Here is a 20,105-nt window from a genome sequence, read left to right on the forward strand (position 1 = left end):
GCGCCATGGCATTTACCCCTGCTCTGCCTTGGCCATGCGATATCTACCACCGCGCAGCTGCGCACCCCAGGCAACGTGGTGCCCCCATCGCAGGGCTTGATTCCTTGAAGCCCGCAGCGGTGCCTCTTGCCCCCCGGAGCTGCCAATGACGACCCTACCACTGCCCTGGTTTCACAGCCGCGCGCTGGAACAGCGCTTCCTGCGCCATCTGAACGCTGTATCCCACCCACTCCTGACGCCTGAAGCGGCGCAATGGCTGCGCCAGCTTGCCCAACCCGAGCGCGATCACCAGGCACACGATGAAGTACGCGTGGATGGCTTGAGCGTGATCACCGCGCAAGGACATGCCGTCGAATTGCCCTTGAGCATGATGATCAGTACGAGCCAGCAGCCATGGGTGGCGCATTACCACCCGATCAGCGGCTTGCAGCTGTTCGACGACCGACGTCATCTGAAGCACTACCTGCTCGACCGTTTGACGGGCCCCGATGGCGATGTGGCGCTGAGCTACCTGCACACGCTGGAGGAAAATCGACAGCTGCACCTCGATGGGCTCGACGAGGTGCAGGTCACGCTCATGGAGGGTTCGGTGTTCGATACCCTGATGCTGGACATCCAGCATCGACTGAGCGAGCAGTTGCGCGGGTTGCGTCAGTTGTTGCTGGATCAGCCCATTCCCGATGAGCAGGTGACCCGCGGATCCGCCGCCGTCATGGCCAACCGGCTCGCCCACTACTGGCGCGAGGGAGCCGACCAGCCAGCGCTGCCTGCCGAACAGCTGACCCGCCAGTTGCGTACGCAACTGATCACCGAGCTTACCCATTTGCAATGGGACGGCACGCTGCCTGCCGGCGAGCATGATCGGCTCTGGGCCTGGCTTCAGGGCCAGGTACAGCCATCACCTCTTTCCTGCTTCATCCTGCAAGGATCGACTGCCGAGGGTCGCCAGCAGCCTTTGACAAACAGCCTGGTACTGACCGGTGACAGCACCGCGGCTGCGTACTTCTTCAACGCCGCAATGGGGCTGGTGCGTTACGCCGACCGTTCAGCACTCCTGGCAGCGCTCACCGATCTGGAGCAGCGTGCTCGGTGGCTGTCCTGTGTGCCGAACGCACAACAGCCGGCCTTCAAGGCACTGCCCATCACCGGCATCGAACTGGTACCCGAGCCTGGCTCCTCAGGCGGCTTGCACAGCTACACCCGACGCCTGCTTCAAGTACAGCACTCGGTGTTCTCGGACAGCTCGCCGGCTGCTGCCACGCGAGATATGCATACCCTCTGCGAGCAAGCCCTGGCCCTGCATCAGCGGCTGGCCCCAAGCCTGCAAAGGCTGGCCCCGCCCTTCGCCGCTGACCCACGCGACAGCCTGGTCAGCCTGATGCACCTCACCGGTGCGGCGCAAGATGACCTGCAGCAGCCGCAGCGCAGGGTGAGCGCGCTGACCGAACTGCACGTCCAGTACGCCAGCTACCTCGAACGCGGTCCCGACTTGCGCTGGGCCGCGCTTCAAGCCCTGGAGCTGCAACTGGCGAGCATTCTGCCAAACGGACCACCCGCCCGCTCGCTGTACCTCATCGACCGCAAACGGTCCGCTGCGGCGACGCCTTGGGTCGATAGCCTCTGGACGAACGAGCCCCTTGCTGCTGGCACGAGCTGGCAGGTCGGTACGGTAGTAGCCGAAGGCTCACGTCAGGTGCTGCAGCAGATACCGAGCTTGCTGATCGAGCACATCACCGGGCAAGCGCGGCGCAGCCTGTACCGCGAACTGAAAATCGCCCTGGGTCATCGTGAGGCCACTGCAAAGGCCTATCGACGTTCGTTGCGGCGCTCGCTGTTCGGCGTCGAATGGGCACTGTTCAAGCAAAGTCGATCAGTCGCCTCGCCGCTGGTGGAAGCGTTGCTGCGCGGCGACCCGGTACAGGCGTGGCAGCACAAGACCGGCCACCCCGCGCACGCCAATGCCGACGCACTGATGTTGAGCCAGTCCGCCGATGCCAGCGGGGCCGTTGTGATCTGGTCATGTGAGACAGGCTTCCAACTGTTCGAGTCTCAGGAAGCCGCGCATCGCAACGCCACGCAATGGTCGCCACGGCCGGCCGAACTGAGCCCTGGGCTGAGCAACTGGACCGCCCTGCCGGGCGATGCACTGAACACCTTGAACAGCCTGGACAGCGAGGACCGGCAACGAACCGCGCTGCAAGCCTATGATCAACTGCGCAACCAGGGCTGGCCCGCTGAATCCTTGCCCGACCTGCTACGCGAAGCCATGACCGTGGACAGCCTGCAGCAACAGCTGTATCCCCTGCAAGACATGGCCCGCGGCTTGGTGGCAAAGGCGGCCCTGCCCGCCTGGTTGCAGCAGGCGGCCGTCGACGATCAGCAGCACTACCTGCGCGCACTGGGGTTGAACCTGCTGGCCAGCCCGGCCGAAGACGACTATCTGTTTGGTGTTCCCGATATCGGCACTTACACACACGGCGTGCTGCAACGCCGGCTGAACCAGGACTTCACGCACGATCGTTTCAACCCCAAGGCGATCTTCATCACCACAGCCCGCTACGTGCCGGCCCCGGTAGCGTCGGGAGAAATTCCGTCCGGCATTCCTGCAGCTTCGGTCGTGCGACGGCAAACCCTGATCGAATACGCCTTGAACCACTACCGGGACTGGGACGCCGCCGTCACCCGCATCGAGCTGGGTGAAGGGCATGTAGCGCCCGCCGTGCTGGACGCCGACTACTGCCGCCGATTGGTACGAGAGGCCGATGTGGGCGCGCACTACCAGGCGCTGCTCAAGCAGACCTTCGACCCTACGGACCTCGATTATTCTCGACGACTGACGCTGTACGCCCGCCAGCTCCCGGGGCAGCTGCTGGAATGCGCCTGGCGAACCCGGCTCCAGCAAGCCCTGCCCCTGCAGGCGGTCGAGCTGATCACTCGCGTGGCCTGCATGCCCGACCCCACTGTGCGACTGCCACTCAACGGCCAACCCGTGTTGTTGACGGCGCTGCAGTTGATTGCCAAGCCGGGAATGAAACCGGACACAGTGCCCGGTTGCTATCTGTTCAGGGCCGGTGAAGAGGGTCCGCTGGTGCTCTACCTGCCTTATGAAGCCACGTACACCTTCCAAGCCTTCGACAGTGGCACCGCCTTGCTCACGGCCCTCGCCGCCGATCCGACCTTGCAGACGCGACTGCTCGCGCGCATGCCGGAAAACCTGCGGCCGCGCTATGCCCATGGCGGCTTCCGCGAGCCGCATCTGGGCCGGACCGGGGACAACGACTTCAATCTGACGCAGAGCACCCGAACAGGCCCGGCATTGGCCTGCAACCCTATTGCCGGTAACGCGCTGCGCTACCTGTTCGTGGAGAACGGTCTGTATCTGCAAGCCCTTGCCGCCACGCAATGGGTCACCGCAGAACAGGTGCGCTGGCAAGCGTTGGTCAATGTGTTGAGCCTGGCTTGGGAGCAGCTGAGCATGTTCCTGCCCGGCAAGGTCGGGCTGGCCGTAGCCGCCTGGCAAACCGAGCTGGCGCTGCTGGACATCGCCCAGAACGTGCAACAAAACAGCTGGGGGCAAACCTTGGCGCAGTTGACCTGCGCCCTGGTGCAGGGGCTGGCGATCAGTCAGGGAATGGCGCAGCCTGCGCTTCAGGGCAGCGCGCGTGAGCACTTCTGGCAAACCGTGCACAGCGCTCCGGAGTACGGCCTTGCGCTCACGCGCTACGAGGCGCCCACCGAGACCCTGCGTTCATTGACGTTTCAGCCGCCAACGCGCACTTACCTGAACGCCGGCGACCAGACCCACTTCCTCAGCCTCAACGGCAAGGTCTATCGCACCCGTCAGGAGCAGGATCGATGGTACCTGGCCGGGCAGCCTGATGATGACCTTGGTCCCAGGTTGCTGCTGGACGCCGAGCAAACGTGGGTCATCGATCCCGACCAGGACCTCGCCATCAGCGCAGGTGGTGTTCCCAGCAGCCTGGGCAGTCGCCTGGTCCGCTGGTCGCTGAGCCGTAACGAGATCATCATTCATGCCGTGGGCTGCCAGCAGATCCGCCGATTGCGTCCGCACCGTGCCGACATCCTCTACCGTGCCCATCGCGATGCCTTGGGTTATCTGGGCAATGCGCTGGTCAGCCTGCGAACAGCGCGGACCGTTGGCAGTGCAGACGCCCATACCTTGAAAGTGTTCAAGCACTTCTTCGGTGTCGCCCAGGTCACGGCCCTATTGATCGAACGCGTTCAGGAAGTGCTGGAGAAACTGGCCAGGGTCATGGCGTCGCGCGCCTACTCGCCGACGAGTTCGAAACGCTACGTCATGGCAAGCCGCCTGAGCGAGCAATCCTCGGTGGGTATTGCCTTCGTGTCTGTACAGGACCCACAGGGGCAGGTGTTTCTGATGGACGATTTCTTCGATTTCGAAACGGCTCGCCTGTTGCCCCTCAAACCGCCCTACACCCCAACGCAAACCGACGCCGTGAGCAAGGCGATGATCCTGCTGCATGAGTTCAGCCATATCGCCTGCGACACCCGGGACATCCGCTACATCGAAGCGGCGACGCCCTATACCGATCGCTTGCGCCCGGGCGTAAGACGAGCATGGCTGGTGCGTCAGCACGACGTGTCGTTCTCCCATCTCACGCCTGCGCGCCAGTTGTTCGTCGTCCGCGATGGCGCTACCGGACAGGTGCGCGATATCCGCAACGAGGACCGCAAAGGGCGCGCTCTGATCCTGCGTCTGGCAGGCTCGCCCGATCTGGACGATGCACGTCGGCGGTTCCAGACCGACGCGGACATTCGCGCGCAGATTCTGTTGAAGAATGCCGATTCGGTGACGCTGTTGATCTATCGCCTGGGAAATCGCACAACCCCCTGACGCGGCTCGCGCCGCTGCTACACAGCCACCCCAATCCCCTGTGGAAGCGGGCTCTGCCCGCGAAGTCAGCGCAATCCCGTGTAGGAGCGGGCTCTGCCCGCGAAGGCCGCACTGCGGTGACTCAGACAGGTCGCATTCAACGCCGACGCGGCTCGCGCCGTTGCTACAGGCACTGCAACCCCCTGTAGCAGCGGCGCAAGCCGCGTCAAATGCCCTGGGCAACTCTCCCCCGAACGCCGTCCCACACAAGCTTTATGGTCATAAAAGGTGGCCAAATGCTGCCTCACTGTGGGAACCTCTCGCGGCACGGAGACGTCCATTCCCTGATTCGCGCTGTCGTCAGGGGCTGCAAAATCAGCAAGTTAGCCTGACGAGGCTGCGCTTATGGCTCGCACCACGCGAGCTGCTATTCGCGTCCTACCTGGGCCGATCGCTCGCCCGAGCGCTCGTCGCAGGCCCGGTAGGCGCCGACTGAAAAAGGAGTCCGCCTGTGGCTAATCGCTATGGCAAAGGGCTGTTAGGGGGCGCGGTTATCGTTGCCGTCCTGGCCCTGCTGGTCCATTGGATCGGCATAAGCACTATCGAGCACTACCGTGAAGACCTGCTGTTCTACCTGCAAGCGCACCTGATTCTGGTGCTGGTATCAATGTTCGCCGCACTGTTGGTGGGCATCCCTGCCGGAGTCGCGCTGAGTCGACCCAGCATGGTCAAGCGCGCCGAACGCTTCATGCAGATCTTCAACATCGGCAACACCATTCCTCCCCTGGCGGTCCTCGCCATCGCCCTGGGCATCCTGGGCATCGGCAGCGGCCCTGCCATCTTCGCGCTGTTTCTCGCCTCCCTGCTGCCCATCGTGCGCAACACCTACGAGGGGCTGAAAAACGTTCAGGGTTCACTCAAGGAAGCCGCCACCGGCATTGGCATGACCCCACGCCAGGTGCTGTTCAAGGTGGAGTTGCCCAATGCCGTGCCGATCATCGTCGGCGGTGTACGCGTGGCGCTGGCGATCAACGTGGGCACCGCGCCCCTGGCGTTCCTCATCGGCGCCAACAGCCTGGGCAGCCTGATCTTCCCCGGCATCGCCCTGAACAATCAGCCGCAGCTGTTGCTGGGCGCCGCCTGCACCGCGCTGCTGGCCTTGATCCTGGACGGCATCGTGACCCTGGTCAGCCGCCTCTGGCTTGAACGCGGATTGACTCGCTGAGCGAAGGAATGAATTCAATGAAGAAGTTAAGCATCGTACTGGGCTTGGCCCTGCTGTGCGCGGGCGTCGCGCAGGCCGCGGACAAACCCGTGATCCGCCTCGGCGCGCGGGTGTTCACCGAGCAAACCGTACTGGCGGCCATTACCGCCCAATACCTGGGCAGCAAGGGCTACGACGTACGGGTCACCGGCGGCCTGGGCAGCAACCTGGCGCGCAGTGCCCAGGAAAGCGGCCAATTGGACATGCTCTGGGAATACACCGGCGTCTCTCTGGTGTCCTACAACCACATCGACGAAAAGCTCGACAGCGCCGCAACCTACGCGCGAGTCAAGGAGCTGGACGGCAAAAAAGGACTGGTCTGGCTGACCCCCTCGCGGTTCAGCAACACCTACGCCCTGGCCTTGCCTGAAGACATTGCCAAGGCATATCCCCAGGTCAACACCATCAGCCAATTGAACCAGGTGCTGATCGACGAGCCGAAGAAAGGCCATATCCTGGCCCTGGACACCGAGTTCGCCAACCGCTCCGACGGCCTGGTGGGCTTGACCCAGACCTACGACCTGAAATTCACCCGGCGTGACATTCGCCAGATGGATGCCGGCCTGGTCTATACCGCGCTGCGCAACGGGCAGGTCTTCACCGGCCTCGTCTATACCACCGATGGCCGCCTCAACGCGTTCAAGCTCAAGCTGCTCGAAGACGACCTCAAGTACTTCCCCGACTACACCGCAGCGCCCGTGGTTCGCCAACAACTGCTCGGCGCCCATCCGCAACTGGCTGCGCAGCTCAAGCCGCTGGCGCAGATGCTTGACGATGCCACCATGCGTGAGCTCAATGCCCAGGTCGACGTTGCGCACCGCAGCCCGACTGTCGTCGCGGCCGAGTTTCTCAAGGCCCATCCGATCAACGATCAAGCCCAGGAGAAGCCATGAGTTTCCTCGACACCTTCTCCCACCTCGACTGGCCGTTGGTGCTGCAACTGACCTGGCAGCACATCACGCTGGTCGGCATCGCCGTCAGCCTGGCCATCCTCTTCGGCGTGCCCATCGGCATCCTGATGACCCGCTTTCCGGCACTCGCCGGGCCCCTGCAGGCCTGCGCCACGGTGCTGCTGACGATCCCCTCGATCGCCCTGTTCGGGTTGCTGCTGCCGTTCTATTCCAAGTTCGGCCAGGGCCTTGGCCCACTGCCGGCCATCACCGCCGTGTTTCTCTACTCGCTGCTGCCGATCCTGCGTAATACCTACCTGGCCCTGACCGGCGTGGAGCCCGGCATCCGCGAAGCGGCCAAGGGCATCGGCATGACCTTCGGCCAGCGCCTGCGCATGGTCGAACTGCCCATCGCCGTGCCGGTGATCCTCGCCGGCGTGCGCACCGCCGTGGTGATGAACATCGGCGTCATGACCATCGCCGCCACCATCGGCGCCGGCGGCCTGGGCGTCCTCATCCTCACTTCCATCAGCCGCAGCGACATGTCCATGCTCATCGTCGGCGCCGTGCTGGTCAGTGTCCTGGCGATCATCGCCGACCTGCTCCTGCAATGGCTGCAACGCGCCCTGACTCCCAAAGGATTATTGAAATGATCGAACTTCAGAACCTGACCAAGACCTTCCACAGCAACGGCAAGGAAGTCAAAGCCGTCGACGCGGTAAGCCTGACCGTCAACGAAGGCGAGATCTGCGTATTCCTCGGGCCTTCGGGCTGCGGCAAGAGCACCACGCTGAAGATGATCAACCGGCTGATCATGCCCACCTCCGGCAAGGTCCTGATCAACGGCGAAGACACAACCGGCCTGGACGAAGTGACCCTGCGCCGCAACATCGGCTATGTGATCCAGCAGATCGGCCTGTTCCCCAACATGACCATCGAGGAGAACATCACCGTGGTCCCGCGCCTGCTCGGCTGGGACAAGAAGCGCTGCGCCGAGCGCGCCCGCGAGCTGATGAGCATGATCAAGCTGGAGCCCAAGCAGTACCTGCACCGCTACCCGCGCGAACTCTCGGGCGGCCAGCAACAGCGCATCGGCGTGATCCGCGCCCTGGCCGCCGAGGCGCCGTTGCTGTTGATGGACGAGCCCTTCGGCGCGGTCGACCCGATCAACCGCGAGATGATCCAGAACGAGTTCTTCGAGATGCAGCGGGCCTTGAACAAGACTGTGATCATGGTCAGCCATGACATCGACGAAGCGATCAAGCTGGGCGACAAGATCGCCATCTTCCGTGCCGGCAAGCTGCTGCAGATCGACCATCCCGACACCTTGCTGGCCCATCCGGTGGACGACTTCGTCAGCAACTTCGTCGGCCAGGACAGCACGCTCAAGCGCCTGCTGCTGGTCAAGGCCGAGGACGCCGCCGACAACGCACCGTCGGTGAGCCCGGAAACGCCGGTGGCCGATGCGCTGGAACTGATGGACGAGCACGACCGCCGCTACGTCGTGGTCACCGACGCGCAGAACAAGGCCATGGGCTATGTACGCCGTCGCGATCTGTACCGCCAGGTCGGCAGCTGCGTCGACTTCCTGCGTGAATTCAACGCCACGGCGGCCTACGACGAGCACCTGCGCATCCTGCTGTCGCGCATGTACGAGTTCAACCGCTCATGGCTGCCGGTGCTGGACGCGGAGAACGTGTTCCTCGGCGAAGTGACCCAGGAATCGATCGCCGCCTACCTCAGCTCAGGCCGCTCGCGCGGCATGAAAACCAGCATCGTCTCCCCCGCCGAAACCGCCCAGGCCTGATCGGCACCCTCGCGTGAAAGACCGCACTGAATGCTTCGCGGCCGAGGACCGCTCCTACGAACTGCACACAACTCACCCGTAGGAGCGGTCATCGGCCGCGAAAGCCCCTGCAACTCCCCAGCCCTACTGAGTCCTGTGTGGGAGCGGGGCGGGCGGCGAGCCCTCTGCCCGCGAAAGCCACCCCGCAATTCCCCAGACCTACCCCAGATTGAACCGCGCCGTATTCTCGCTCAGCACCCGGCTCCCCTCCCCCAACCGATCCGCCGCCTGGTTCACAGCCCGCGCACCCTCGAGCAGGCGCACCGCGGCCTGATCCACCTGCTGGATATTGCTGCTCACCTCATCGGCTGTAGCGGCCTGCTCCTCAACCGCCGTGGCGATCTGCGCCAGGGTATCGGTCACCCCTTGTACCGCTCCGGCAATCTCACCCAGGCGCTCACCCAGGCCCATCACCGACTGCGCATCGACCTGCGCCTGCCCACACGCGGCCTGCATCAGGTCCACGGCCTGCTTGACCGTCGAACGCAGGCTTTCCACCGTCCCGGCAATCTGCCCGGTGGACGCTTGCGTGCGCTGCGACAGGCTGCGCACCTCATCGGCCACCACCGCAAAGCCGCGCCCCTGCTCGCCTGCCCGGGCCGCCTCGATGGCCGCATTGAGCGCCAGCAGATTGGTCTGTTCGGCAATACCGCGAATCGCATCCACCACCGACTGGATCTGCTGCCCCTGTTCACTCACCCGGCCAAGCGCCTGCGCCGTGTCGTTCAAACGCTGGTTGAGCTGCTGAATACTTGCGGTGGTGCGTTGGCTGTCGCGGCTGCTGTCTTCGGCAATCTGCCGGGTGTGCTGCGCACTGCCCGAAGCCTCCTCGCAACTGCGGGCCACGCCTTGTGAAGTGGCGGCCAGCTGCGTGGCCGCCGCCGCGATCTGGCTGATCTGTTGCTGCTGCGCCTCTACTTCATCGAGCGTGCCGCTGGATTGGCTATTGAGCGTCACCACCGCCTGGCTCAACTGCACGGTCTCGTGGTTGACCCCCAGCAGACTGCCACGCAATTGCACCACGGCGGCATTGAGCGCGGTACTGATCGCTGCGAGCTCGTCACGCCCCTGCACCGCTACCTGAACACTCAGATCGCCATCGCGCAGCGATTGCGCCAGCGTGGTGATCCCGCTGGCGCTGCGCCGAATCGACGCCTGCAGGCACACGAACAAGTACAACGCGGCCAACAGCAACAGGGCGAATACCGCAGCGCCTGGAATCAACTGGCGAACGGCCTGATCGTGATAGTGATCCAGCCGCCATTCCAACGACTTCAGCGACTCGTGACGCAGTTCGTTCAGGGCGCCCAGCATGCCGTCGATACTGCTTTCGAACTGCGCGGCAGACAGCTTGATGTCGCCGCCGAACAGATTCTCGTCCAGACGCTTCAACTCGCCGTCCAACGTACCCAGCGCTTTCTGATACTGCTCGTCCCAGCCACGCAGTTGCTCCGGCAAGCGCTGCTGCAAGGCGCCGCCGGCTTTCACCAGCTGCTCGCGCGCATCGTTGATGCGGCTGCGCAGATCACGCATCTGCAGACGACTCTGCAGGCTGAACTGCCCCGCTACCAATGACGAATGACCAATGCTGCCCAACCGTCCGACGCGCTCGATCAGATCAGGCGCCTGCTGGGTCGCGATCTGCATCAGGAGATAGGTTTCTCGCCACGGATCGACGATCAATCCGCTGGCCATGGCGATCTGCTCGCGCAGCACCTGCACCGACGTCAGCGCGGCCGTGAAGCGATCGTAGCCGTCAGGCCACCAACCCACCTGGCGCAGGCTCGCCAAGTCCAGACCCTTGGTCGCGGCTTGTACCGCTTGCAGCCGCTCCAGGGTATCGGCAGGCGCCTTTTCGCGCGCCAGCTCACTGCCCAGCTTGTCGAGCGACGCTTGGATCCCCGGCGTGGCCGCCTCCAGCGCAGCGATCGACGCCTGCGCCTCGGGCGTTGGCTGGCGCTGGATATCCACCGCTTTCCAGCGCGCGGCACGGTTGCGCTGCGCCGACAGCTGCGCATCCAGGCTGTCGAGTGCCAGCAACTGATGCACGCCGCTGCGCTCGGCATTGATGACCGCCAGCCGGTCGCGAAAGTCTTCCCCCAACAGCCACAGACTGCCTACCAGCGGCAGCATGAACAGGAGAAACAGCAGCTGAAACTTGCGCGCGAAACCATAGCGACCCAGCAACCGGATACCCGGCGACAACAAAGCATGCATGTCCGACAACTCCACGGAGACTGCAGGTACCTACGGAAACGTGGCGCCAGCAAAATGCCATCTCAGCAAGATTCAGACCAATCATCTTCCCTCGGCTTTGCCCGTACCCTGGATCGCCCCACCGCTGGCGCGGCTCCGCTTTGGTGCAGAAGCCCCCGACTCCCTGCTTCCAATCAGTGCAAAGAATGTGTAACCGGAAGTGGCAAGAGAGCCGTAACGCATTACCGATGGCGCGCAAACACCGCCTCCAATGACATGGCCCGGAACCTGCTACACGCAAACCGCAAAAGCTGACCACACAGTTATGTTTCAGCACACGCCAACGCTCGCTCAGGCTGGCTCGCTACACACACCGTCGCCGCACGATCCGGCGTCCATCGTCCCAGGGGAGCAACATGCTGGACTCATTCTTCAAGCTCAAGGCGCACAACACCACCGTGCGCACGGAAATCCTCGCCGGGGTCACCACCTTCCTGGCCATGGCCTACATCTTGTTCGTCAACCCCAGCATCCTGGGCGAAACCGGCATGGACAAGGGTGCCCTGTTCGTCGCCACCTGCCTGGCCGCGGCCATCGGCTCGACGGTCATGGGCCTGATCGCCAACTACCCGATCGCCCTGGCGCCGGGCATGGGCCTCAATGCGTTCTTCACCTACACCGTGGTCCTGCACCTGGGCCACAGCTGGCAGGTGGCACTGGGCGCGGTGTTCATCTCGGCCGTGTGCTTCTTCCTCCTGTCGATCTTCCGCATCCGCGAATGGATCATCAACAGCATTCCCTTGCCACTGCGTTCAGCCATCGCCGCAGGCATCGGCCTGTTCCTGGCGCTGATCGCACTACAAAACGCCAAGATCGTGGTCGCCAATCCGGCCACCCTGGTCGGCATGGGTGACCTTTCGAAACCCGAGCCGGTCCTGGCGATCCTCGGCTTCTTCATCATCGTTGCCCTGGAAGCGCTCAAGGTCCGCGGCTCGGTGCTGATCGGCATCCTGCTGATCACCGTGCTGTCCATCGTGCTCGGCATCACGCCGTTCGGCGGCGTGGTATCGATGCCGCCATCATTGGCGCCGACCTTCCTGCAACTGGACATCAAGGGTGCGTTCGACGTCGGCCTGATCAGCGTGATCTTCGCCTTCCTCTTCGTCGATTTGTTCGACAACTCCGGCACCCTCATCGGCGTGGCCAAGCGTGCCGGCCTGATGGGCAAGGACGGCCACATGCCGAAAATGGGCCGCGCCCTGATCGCCGACAGCACCGCCGCACTGGCCGGCTCGCTGCTGGGCACCTCGACCACCACCAGCTACATCGAGTCGGCAGCGGGCGTCAGCGCCGGCGGGCGAACCGGCCTGACCGCCATCGTGGTCGCCTGCCTGTTCCTCCTGGCGCTGTTCTTTGCGCCCTTGGCCGGCAGCGTTCCAGCATTCGCCACCGCCCCCGCCCTACTGTTCGTGGCGGTACTGATGGCGTCGGGGCTGGCAGAAATCGACTGGGACGACATCACCGTTGCCGCCCCCGTCGTCGTCACCGCGCTGGCCATGCCGCTGACCTACTCGATCGCCAACGGCATCGCGTTCGGTTTCATCACCTGGACGGCGGTCAAACTGCTGAGCGGCAAATGGCGCGAACTCAATTCGGCACTGGTCGTGCTGTCGATCATCTTCGTCATCAAGCTGGGCTGGTTCGGTGGCTGATTGCCGCGCCGCGCGCCCCCTTGTACCCGCGCATGGCCTAAGCGTTTGATCGCACGCATAAATATTTTGCAAAGGGGTGTTGACACAATCCCGTTTCAAGCGAATAATGCGCGCCACTTGGCTACATAGCTCAGTTGGTTAGAGCATAGCATTCATAATGCTGGGGTCCGGGGTTCAAGTCCCTGTGTAGCCACCAAGTACGAAAAAGGGCTTACCGAAAGGTAGGCCCTTTTTTTATGCGCGCATTTCCACATGACCACAACTTGCTACCATGACCTTCATTTCCCCTCCCGGAGGTCTCCATGCGTGCAACGGTGCTGGTGCTGGTCGAAACCATCAACGACTACGTGTCGATTCTCGAAGATCAAGGCTACAACCTGATCATGGCGCCCTCGCCTGCCGAGCGTGCCAAGGCGATCGCCGACCACGCGGACCGCATCGATGCCGTGCTCACCCGTGGCCCGCTGGGTTTGACCGCGGATGAGATGGCGGCGCTGCCCAAGCTGCGCATCATCTGCGTACTGGGCGCAGGCTACGAGAACGTCGATCTGTCAGCCGCCAAGGCACACGGCTTGACCGTGACCAACGGCGCTGGGGTGAATGCATCCTCGGTGGCTGACCACACCCTGGCGCTCTTGCTGGCCCTGATGCGCGATATCCCGCGCGCCGATGCGTCGGTCCGGCGTGGCGAGTGGGTCAAGAGCATGCGCCCCTCGGTGGCCGGCAAGCGGCTGGGCATCATCGGGCTGGGAGCCGTCGGCCTGGCAATCGCCAAGCGCGCCGCGTTGGGTTTCGACATGAGCGTGCACTACCACAACCGCACGCGACGCGATGATGTCGACTATGGGTACTGCGCCAGCCCGGTAGAGCTGGCCGCAGTCAGCGATATTTTGGTGATTGCCACACCGGGCGGCGCGCAAACCCGCGCCATTGTCGACGCCAGCGTGCTGAAAGCACTGGGTCCGCAGGGGTTTGTGGTAAACATCGCCCGCGGCAGCGTGGTGGCGACGGGCGATCTACTGACGGCTCTGCAAACCAACACCATAGCCGGTGCGGCGCTGGACGTGTTCGACGACGAGCCCAACGTACCAGACGCCTTCAAGACGCTGCACAACGTCATCCTGACGCCTCACGTGGCAGGCCTCTCACCAGAAGCCACGCGAGACACGGTGACAATGGTAGAACGCAACCTGAGCGCGTTCTTCAGTGGCGAACCGGTGCTCACACCCGTCCAGCTCTGACGACCACCCTACTCAGCGTAGACCCTGTGGGAGCGCCCTCTGCCCGCGAAGGCCGCACCCCCGCCCCCGAACCTCACACCCCGATCAAATCACCCCACAAGCCATCCGCGCCGCACCACCACCCAGCGGTGCCGGTGAATCGGAATGGTTGTCACCACCGGCATGCACCATCAACGCATGCCCTTCCACTTCGCTCAATTTCTTCAAGCGCGGCGCCAGCACCGGATAGTTCGCGGTGCCATCAGCATTCACGTAGATCGCGGGCAGATCCCCCAGGTGACCTTTGGCATCATAGGGGCCCAGGTGCTTGCCGGTCTTCTGTGGATCGAAGTGCCCGCCTGCCGCTTCCGCAGCCGACATCTTGCCGTCCTTCATCGCCGCCGCGCAGCTGCCATTGGCATGTACGTGGAAACCATGCACGCCTGCCGGCAGCGACTTGAGCTGCGGCGTGAACTCCAGCCCGTACGGCGTTTCCTCGATCATCACCGTGCCGATCGGCTGTGGCGCGCCCTCGGCGCTGACCAGATTCATCTGGACTTCCTTGGATGCCGCATTGGCGCTACCGATCGACATAGCAGCCATCAGTGCAAGCCAGCCATAAGACTTCATCGTGCCTCCTTCGCTTCGCGTTTGATTACCGGTAGGGCCGCGACTCGCGTCGCCGCCCCATCCCGTTCAGAACCCGAATCGGGCCCACTCGTTCCTGCCCATCAATCCAGCGCGCGCAGACGGTATTGCGGCGGCAGTTGATCGAAGCCACTGATGGTCACGTCCAGGCTCTTCCAGCGGCCATCCTTGATGCCGTAGATGCAGCCATGCACCGACAGCTCCTGACCGCGGTGCCAGGCGTTCTGAACGATGCTGGTATGCCCGACGTTGGCCACCTGCTGAATGACGTTGAGTTCGCACAGACGGTCGACCTGCTCCTCTTCGGTCGGCAAGGTCGCCAGCACCTTGCGGTGCTCGTAGTACAGGTCGCGAATGGTCCGCAGCCAGCCATCGATCAAGCCCAGCTGGCGATCCTGCATCGCTGCGCGCACGCCGCCGCAGCCGTAATGGCCGGTCACCAAGATGTGTTTGACCTTGAGCACATCGACCGCGTACTGGATCACCGACATGCAGTTCAGATCGGTGTGCAGCACCACGTTGGCCACGTTGCGGTGCACGAACAGATCACCCGGCAGCATGCCCACGATCTCGTTGGCTGGCACCCGGGCGTCCGAGCAGCCGATCCAGAGAAACTCCGGGGTCTGCTGACGCGCCAGCTTGGCGAAGAACTCCGGATCTTCTTCCTTGATCGCCTCGGCCCAGCGCGCGTTGTTGTCGATCAGTTCCTGTAGATCATGCATGTTCAAGCCTCAAGAATGATTTGGATTATGACTGGCCAGCGCCGCACAAGGTCACGGTCGGTCCCCACAAATCACGCTGAATCTTTCCAGCCGCATGAGGGTCAACCCTATCTAGACACACACCAGAGGATTGCCGTAATGACTGACTCCCATCGCCCCTACGATGCGCCACAACCTAACCCGATCGACGACACCGAAGATCGCATGGGCCAAGTCCGCGAGCTGGATTTCGATGACACGGACGGTCCCACCGGCAGGATCGGCGACACCATTCCCGACGACGAGCTGGAGCATCTGGTCCCTGAAGAGCGCGTACGCGAAGCAGGCCTGACCGGCGCCTCGATGGATGATCACAATCCGACCGATGACGACCTGAGCCCAGAAACATTGATCCACGAAGATGGCGCACGTTCGCCCAACGAGCCAGGCGAAAGCGGTCCCGCTGATCAGGAACTGAGCTTCGTCGATGAAGATGACATTGGCGGCGGCGATGGCTTGGATGAAGAAGAACTGGCCCTGATCGATCCGCTCGACGGCAAACGCTGAGGCCAGCGTCCACACCGATCACTTTCCCAGGTTCCTGCAGGGCAGTGATCGGTGGCGCTTACTTGAACAAAGCAGTCATTCGAACAACGTACAGGCCATGACCAGCGCATCCTCGCGCCCACCGGCCATGGGGTAGTAGTCCCGACGCTTGCCGATCTCGTTGAAGCCATAGCGCTCGTACAGGCGGTACGCCGACTGATTGCTGGCGCGCAGCTCCAGAAAGCACTCACGCCCGCCCAGCTCGTAGGCTCGCGACATCAGCCGCTCAAGCAACTTCAAACCCAGCCCACGGCCCTGGTTTTCCGGCTTCACGGTGATGTTCAGCAGATGAGCTTCGTCGATGATGACGTTGAGCACGCCATGGCCCACCTGTTGCTGGCCGTCGAACATCAACCAGATTTCGTATGATTTCAAACCATCGAGAAAGATGCCCCGCGTCCACGGATGGGTGTAGGCAGCGAATTCGATCTTGAGTACGGCATCCAGATCCGCTTCGGTCATTCGGCGAAAGCTTACGGCATCACTCATCACGGTTTTTCCAACGCGGTAACAGACGGCGCATCGCCTGCCACACGGCAGCCTTGCGCTCGGGTTCATCCATCAACAGCTCAAGACCCGGCACGGCCCAGGCCAGCCCAAGCCCTTCCACTTCCAGCTCGCGGTTGTAATCCTCGGCATTGGCACGCCCGGCAAAACGAATTGCCGGCAACCCGACCAACCACAGGCACGTGCACGGTGCCTGCTCCAGCTGCGCCATGACGAAGCCCTGTACGAAATCGCAGGCCGCATCCGGCCCCTGGTCCAACTGGCCGCGCTGCAGAAACGGCCAGCGGATCGGCTCGCCCAGAATCTGCGGCGCATCGGGCAGGCCGGCAGCGCGCAGCATATCCTTGAGCAGCAGGTACGAAGGATCGCGGCTCTGGAACGCCTGACCCGTCGCCAGCTCCACCAGCACCAAGCAAGGACCGGCGCGCAGCACCTGCAAGGCAAAACGCGGCGGCGCACTGACCGGTTTGGCGACCGGTGCCTCGACGGCCTCTTCGGCCACAGCAGCCACGGCTGGACGTGCAACGCTGGGCCGCGGCACCTCGATCCTGGGCCGCTGAACCTTGGCCGGATCGGGCATCGCAGGCTCCACCGCGCGCGGAGCATTCGGCAGCGCCGAGGTCACCGCCGCCTGCTCGGCAGGCTCCAGAGGCGACGGCAACACCTCGACATGCGCAAGTACACAGGCACGCGAAGGCGCTGCGAACGGCAGCTCGGTACGGGGCAGCCAATGCACTACCTGCATGGCGTCCAGATAGGCGCGGCGACGGGACTCGTTGAGCAAAGGGTCAGCCATCTGTGGGTAAGTCGAGGCGGTGGATTCTACCGATGTTCGACACGATGTGCCGCCACGTTTTACACAAGCGCTCGCGCGCAGCACCAAAACCCGCCCCATCATGCAGTACAATCGCGACCCTTTAACCTGGCACGAGTCGACCAGCCGATGATCGAACCCAAGCGCGTGCTGCGCGCCCTCGCCGACCACTGGGCCCTGCTGGAGCCGCTGTGCGAGCACTTCGACCAAGGTACCCTGAGCCTTGTCGAGCTGCGTCAGCAGCTGGCTGCACAACGCCTGGACAGCACTGCCCAGGAGATCACCAGCCTGCTCGACACCTGGATCCGGCTGGACATCCTGGTACCCGTCGCGAAAAGCCCCAACCGCTTCGAGCTCAACGCGCAGATCCACGACTTCCTCGCCTACCTGCGGCGCGAACACCGCCTGGGCCTGTGCCTGGAGATCGAAGCCTACCTGCGCCACCTCGAACGTTTGGCCGGGCACATACAGGATGCCTTCGACGTTCGCGATGGCAACGACCTGGCTCGCCAGCTGCGACTGCTCGACATGCGCGTGCGCGATGTGCTGAAAAAACTGGCCAATGACGAGCAGGCGCTGGTGGCCGTAGCCGAGCGGGCCAAGACCCGCGATCGCCAGGTTGACCTGCGCCAGCGCTACGCCGAGGTCCTCGCGACATGGGATGAATACGTCGAACCCATGATCCAACTGGTCAACGCCGACGGCGCCTTCGAGCAAGGCGTGCGCAAGGTCGAAAACGTCCTGCTGCGTTTGCTCGGTGAACAGCAGCGCCTTGGTCACCTGGTCGATGACGACATGCTGTTGCGCACCCACGCGCGCATTCTCGAAATGCAGACGTGCGCGCAGCTGACCCTGCGCCATGCCCGTGAACTGCTGCTACCCCTGCGCGAGGAAGCACGTCGGCACAACGCCGTGACCCGCGGCGCAGCCCTCGCACTCTCGGCCATTCGCCGCAAAGGCCTGGACGCCGTCCCCCAGGCCGCCCTGCCATTGTTCAGCCGTCCGCAGAGCACATTCCTGGGCAGCGCCAGCCAGGTCGAAGCCTACGTCTACGCCCTCGCCCGCTTCGAAGCCAAGCCCGCGCCCTTTCCCAAGGCGCACAAGAGCGACACCGCAGGCAGCCAGCGCGCACCCCGCACGGTCAAGGAAATGCTCGAACGTTGCGAAAACGCCCTGCCGATGCCCGACCTGATGCTCTGGCTGCTCGACCAGGAACCCGATGGCGCCACCGATGAGCTGCTGTACTGGTTCTCGCGCCTGTCACGAGACAAGCGCTTTGCCCGCCAACGCCTCGAACGCCGTGACTACCATACCCGCGAGCACCAGCTGAGCCTGCGCTCCTTCGCCCTGCTTTCCAGCGCCGAGCCCGCCACAGCGGTCACCCCGGCACACTCCGCGAGCACCGAACATGCATCTTGACCTCAACGAACTGACCCACCTGGCGCCGATCTTTCGCGAGCTGCTCAAAGGCTTTCACATCAGCCGCCGCGACCCGGAGCTCTACTCGCAACTCTCGACCCAGCAGGACGTGTACCGCGGCCTGTTCAAGGCCCTGGGCTTCGAACTGGTCTGCGACACCCGCGGCTTCTACTACTTCGTTCCAGAGCTGGCCGCCGCTCAGGTCAACAAGACCGCGCAGCGTCTGTCCCTGTTCACCTTCATCCTGGTGGAGCACCTGGCCGATCAAGGCCGCGATCCGATTGCCGTACTCGATGGCGGCAGCCTGGGGCGCGACGAACTGCCGGCCCTGCTGGACAAATACCGCGACCTGTTCCTGCAGGCCGAAGTGCAGACCCAGGAAGAACTGGAAGAGAAGATCCTGCGGCGCATGACCCAACTCGGCTTCACCGCCGAAGACAATGGCATCTATCGCTTCCTGGCGCCGATGCATCGCTTCCTCGATGTGTGCCTATCGGTGCAGCAGGACCGCGACCTGGCCGCCAGCCTGCACAGCGCCCTGCCCCTGCCGGTGCCGATGCTGGCCGGTGACGACACCGATGACGGCGATGACATCAGCGACGAACAGGCCTTGGCCCTCGCCATAGCCCAAGAGCGACAGGAGCTCGACACATGACCCAGGAACGCTACGGCATCCGCCGCTTCGCCTTGCTCAACACTGCCGGCTACAGCCTGGGCCTGTTCCCGCTGGAGCAGCCGCTCTCGGTCTACGGCGCCAACAACCTNNCTGCAGTTCCCGATCCTGGCGCGCATGTCCGACATGAGTTTCGGCAAGTACACCCTGGAGCAGTCGCGTCGCTTCTATTTCGCCACCGATACCAGCTACATCCTCTGCGAAGTCGTCCTGGCCCATGGCCCCCATGTCATCGGCGTGGTCGGTCGCGGTCCTGGCGGGGGCTTCGGCCATCAGTTCTTTGCCTATGCAGGCGAACTGAGTCTGGCGCATTACCAGCAGGACGGTACCTGTCTGCGCCAGAAAGAGCTGTTCAGCAACCTCGAACGCCACAACCTCAAGGCCTATGAGCTCAAACCCGAAGAGCTGCGTCGCCTGCTGGTCGGCGGCCACACCAGCGTACCGCTCGACCTCACCCTGATCCCCCTGCGCTCGACCAGCGAGCAGAGCCTGAAAACCTTCCGCGCCCTGTTCATCAACCTGCTGCACATGCGCGAAATCACCGCGGCCAAACTCAAGCAGCTGTTCCTCGATGCCTTCGAGCACAGCCTGCGCTCAGGCAGCGTCGACTACATCGCCGCCTGTGAAGAGGCCTTCCGCGACGTACGCCGCATGGAGCAGGACTACAACGCGCTGGTCGCTGCCGGCCCGCTGGTCGAGGCACTGGCCAATGGCGTCGCCCAACGCGACGGCCTGCGCGGCAAGCTGCATCGCC

15 protein-coding genes, 1 tRNA gene and 2 pseudogenes are annotated in these 20,105 nt (G+C 63.5%); 12 read left to right on the forward strand and 6 right to left on the reverse strand.

Translation table 11 applies throughout. From position 1 onward, the window contains the following. The first annotated feature begins 145 nt into the window (after positions 1–145). From B2V21_RS17230 to B2V21_RS17250, 5 genes are all read left to right on the forward strand, one after another. A complete protein-coding gene (locus B2V21_RS17230) occupies positions 146–4,876 on the forward strand; it encodes a dermonecrotic toxin domain-containing protein (RefSeq protein WP_286917506.1) in 4,731 nt (1,576 codons plus the stop codon). 490 nt (positions 4,877–5,366) lie between these two features. Then, positions 5,367–6,080, forward strand: a complete 714-nt coding sequence (locus tag B2V21_RS17235) for an ABC transporter permease (protein WP_049861802.1) — start codon at positions 5,367–5,369, stop codon at positions 6,078–6,080. A gap of 17 nt (positions 6,081–6,097) precedes the next feature. Then, positions 6,098–7,012 (forward strand): glycine betaine ABC transporter substrate-binding protein, encoded by a 915-nt coding sequence (locus B2V21_RS17240; protein WP_286917507.1) that lies wholly within the window; start codon positions 6,098–6,100, stop codon positions 7,010–7,012. Next, positions 7,009–7,662 (forward strand): ABC transporter permease, encoded by a 654-nt coding sequence (locus tag B2V21_RS17245; protein ID WP_049861800.1) that lies wholly within the window; start codon positions 7,009–7,011, stop codon positions 7,660–7,662. Before B2V21_RS17240 ends, B2V21_RS17245 begins: the two co-directional genes overlap by 4 nt. Then, positions 7,659–8,816, forward strand: coding sequence for a betaine/proline/choline family ABC transporter ATP-binding protein (locus B2V21_RS17250; protein WP_043186305.1), 1,158 nt, complete (start codon positions 7,659–7,661; stop codon positions 8,814–8,816). Before B2V21_RS17245 ends, B2V21_RS17250 begins: the two co-directional genes overlap by 4 nt. Before the next feature lie 198 nt (positions 8,817–9,014). Here the strand turns inward: B2V21_RS17250 and B2V21_RS21650 are convergent, their stop codons facing one another. Together B2V21_RS21650 and B2V21_RS21655 are read right to left on the reverse strand one after the other, a co-directional pair. After that, positions 9,015–9,878, reverse strand: a complete 864-nt coding sequence (locus B2V21_RS21650; RefSeq protein WP_376787121.1) for a methyl-accepting chemotaxis protein — start codon at positions 9,876–9,878, stop codon at positions 9,015–9,017. After that, positions 9,876–11,072, reverse strand: a pseudogene (locus tag B2V21_RS21655) (HAMP domain-containing protein); the annotation flags it as partial. The gene B2V21_RS21650 and the pseudogene B2V21_RS21655, both read right to left, overlap by 3 nt. A 395-nt stretch (positions 11,073–11,467) precedes the next feature. Between B2V21_RS21655 and B2V21_RS17260 the strand changes: the two are divergent. The 3 genes from B2V21_RS17260 (at position 11,468) to B2V21_RS17270 (ending at position 14,004) form a co-directional block, all read left to right on the forward strand. Beyond that, positions 11,468–12,763: an NCS2 family permease gene (locus B2V21_RS17260; protein WP_286917509.1), complete on the forward strand. Its 1,296-nt coding sequence runs from the start codon at positions 11,468–11,470 to the stop codon at positions 12,761–12,763. Positions 12,764–12,882: 119 nt separating this feature from the next. Next, positions 12,883–12,959, forward strand: a tRNA-Met gene (locus B2V21_RS17265). A 106-nt stretch (positions 12,960–13,065) separates the two neighbouring features. Then, positions 13,066–14,004 (forward strand): 2-hydroxyacid dehydrogenase, encoded by a 939-nt coding sequence (locus B2V21_RS17270; protein ID WP_286917510.1) that lies wholly within the window; start codon positions 13,066–13,068, stop codon positions 14,002–14,004. 84 nt (positions 14,005–14,088) lie between these two features. Here B2V21_RS17270 and sodC read toward each other — a convergent pair whose 3' ends face one another. Both sodC and can read right to left on the reverse strand, forming a co-directional pair. After that, positions 14,089–14,613 (reverse strand): superoxide dismutase family protein, encoded by a 525-nt coding sequence (gene sodC / locus B2V21_RS17275; protein WP_192064995.1) that lies wholly within the window; start codon positions 14,611–14,613, stop codon positions 14,089–14,091. Positions 14,614–14,714: 101 nt separating this feature from the next. Then, on the reverse strand, positions 14,715–15,353 hold the full coding sequence (gene can, locus B2V21_RS17280; protein ID WP_049861794.1) for a carbonate dehydratase: 639 nt from the start codon (positions 15,351–15,353) through the stop codon (positions 14,715–14,717). A gap of 138 nt (positions 15,354–15,491) precedes the next feature. Between can and B2V21_RS17285 the strand changes: the two genes are divergently transcribed. Continuing rightward, positions 15,492–15,899, forward strand: a complete 408-nt coding sequence (locus B2V21_RS17285; RefSeq protein ID WP_286917511.1) for a serine kinase/phosphatase — start codon at positions 15,492–15,494, stop codon at positions 15,897–15,899. Positions 15,900–15,974: 75 nt separating this feature from the next. Here B2V21_RS17285 and rimI read toward each other — a convergent pair whose 3' ends face one another. Continuing rightward, positions 15,975–16,427 carry a ribosomal protein S18-alanine N-acetyltransferase gene (gene rimI, locus B2V21_RS17290; RefSeq protein WP_043186281.1) on the reverse strand — a complete coding sequence of 151 codons (453 nt, stop codon included), beginning with the start codon at positions 16,425–16,427 and terminating at the stop codon, positions 15,975–15,977. Then, positions 16,420–17,229 (reverse strand): hypothetical protein, encoded by an 810-nt coding sequence (locus tag B2V21_RS17295; RefSeq protein WP_049861926.1) that lies wholly within the window; start codon positions 17,227–17,229, stop codon positions 16,420–16,422. The genes rimI and B2V21_RS17295 overlap by 8 nt, the downstream gene beginning before the upstream one ends. A 159-nt stretch (positions 17,230–17,388) precedes the next feature. Here B2V21_RS17295 and mksB point away from each other — a divergent pair, with 159 nt between their 5' ends. From mksB to B2V21_RS17310, 3 genes and pseudogenes are all read left to right on the forward strand, one after another. After that, a complete protein-coding gene (gene mksB / locus B2V21_RS17300; RefSeq protein ID WP_286917512.1) occupies positions 17,389–18,678 on the forward strand; it encodes an Mks condensin complex protein MksB in 1,290 nt (429 codons plus the stop codon). Then, entirely contained in the window at positions 18,668–19,333 is a 666-nt protein-coding gene (gene mksE / locus B2V21_RS17305; protein ID WP_286917513.1) for an Mks condensin complex protein MksE, read from the forward strand. Before mksB ends, mksE begins: the two co-directional genes overlap by 11 nt. Beyond that, positions 19,330–20,105: pseudogene (locus B2V21_RS17310) on the forward strand (chromosome partitioning protein ParA); the annotation flags it as partial. The gene mksE and the pseudogene B2V21_RS17310, both read left to right, overlap by 4 nt.

Source organism: Pseudomonas sp. UBA6276 (assembly GCF_002438365.1).
Taxonomy (GTDB): Bacteria; Pseudomonadota; Gammaproteobacteria; order Pseudomonadales; family Pseudomonadaceae; genus Aquipseudomonas; species Aquipseudomonas coleopterorum.

What these genes read in the sequence shown, in the direction of transcription:
- B2V21_RS17285 (WP_286917511.1), top strand. Translation starts at nt 15,492, where the DNA reads ATGACTGACTCCCATCGCCCCTACGATGCGCCACAACCTAACCCGATC.
- mksB (WP_286917512.1), top strand. Translation starts at nt 17,389, where the DNA reads ATGATCGAACCCAAGCGCGTGCTGCGCGCCCTCGCCGACCACTGGGCC.
- sodC (WP_192064995.1), bottom strand. Translation starts at nt 14,613, where the DNA reads ATGAAGTCTTATGGCTGGCTTGCACTGATGGCTGCTATGTCGATCGGT.
- B2V21_RS17245 (WP_049861800.1), top strand. Translation starts at nt 7,009, where the DNA reads ATGAGTTTCCTCGACACCTTCTCCCACCTCGACTGGCCGTTGGTGCTG.
- rimI (WP_043186281.1), bottom strand. Translation starts at nt 16,427, where the DNA reads ATGAGTGATGCCGTAAGCTTTCGCCGAATGACCGAAGCGGATCTGGAT.
- B2V21_RS17240 (WP_286917507.1), top strand. Translation starts at nt 6,098, where the DNA reads ATGAAGAAGTTAAGCATCGTACTGGGCTTGGCCCTGCTGTGCGCGGGC.
- B2V21_RS17260 (WP_286917509.1), top strand. Translation starts at nt 11,468, where the DNA reads ATGCTGGACTCATTCTTCAAGCTCAAGGCGCACAACACCACCGTGCGC.
- B2V21_RS17270 (WP_286917510.1), top strand. Translation starts at nt 13,066, where the DNA reads ATGCGTGCAACGGTGCTGGTGCTGGTCGAAACCATCAACGACTACGTG.
- B2V21_RS17250 (WP_043186305.1), top strand. Translation starts at nt 7,659, where the DNA reads ATGATCGAACTTCAGAACCTGACCAAGACCTTCCACAGCAACGGCAAG.
- mksE (WP_286917513.1), top strand. Translation starts at nt 18,668, where the DNA reads ATGCATCTTGACCTCAACGAACTGACCCACCTGGCGCCGATCTTTCGC.
- B2V21_RS17230 (WP_286917506.1), top strand. Translation starts at nt 146, where the DNA reads ATGACGACCCTACCACTGCCCTGGTTTCACAGCCGCGCGCTGGAACAG.
- can (WP_049861794.1), bottom strand. Translation starts at nt 15,353, where the DNA reads ATGCATGATCTACAGGAACTGATCGACAACAACGCGCGCTGGGCCGAG.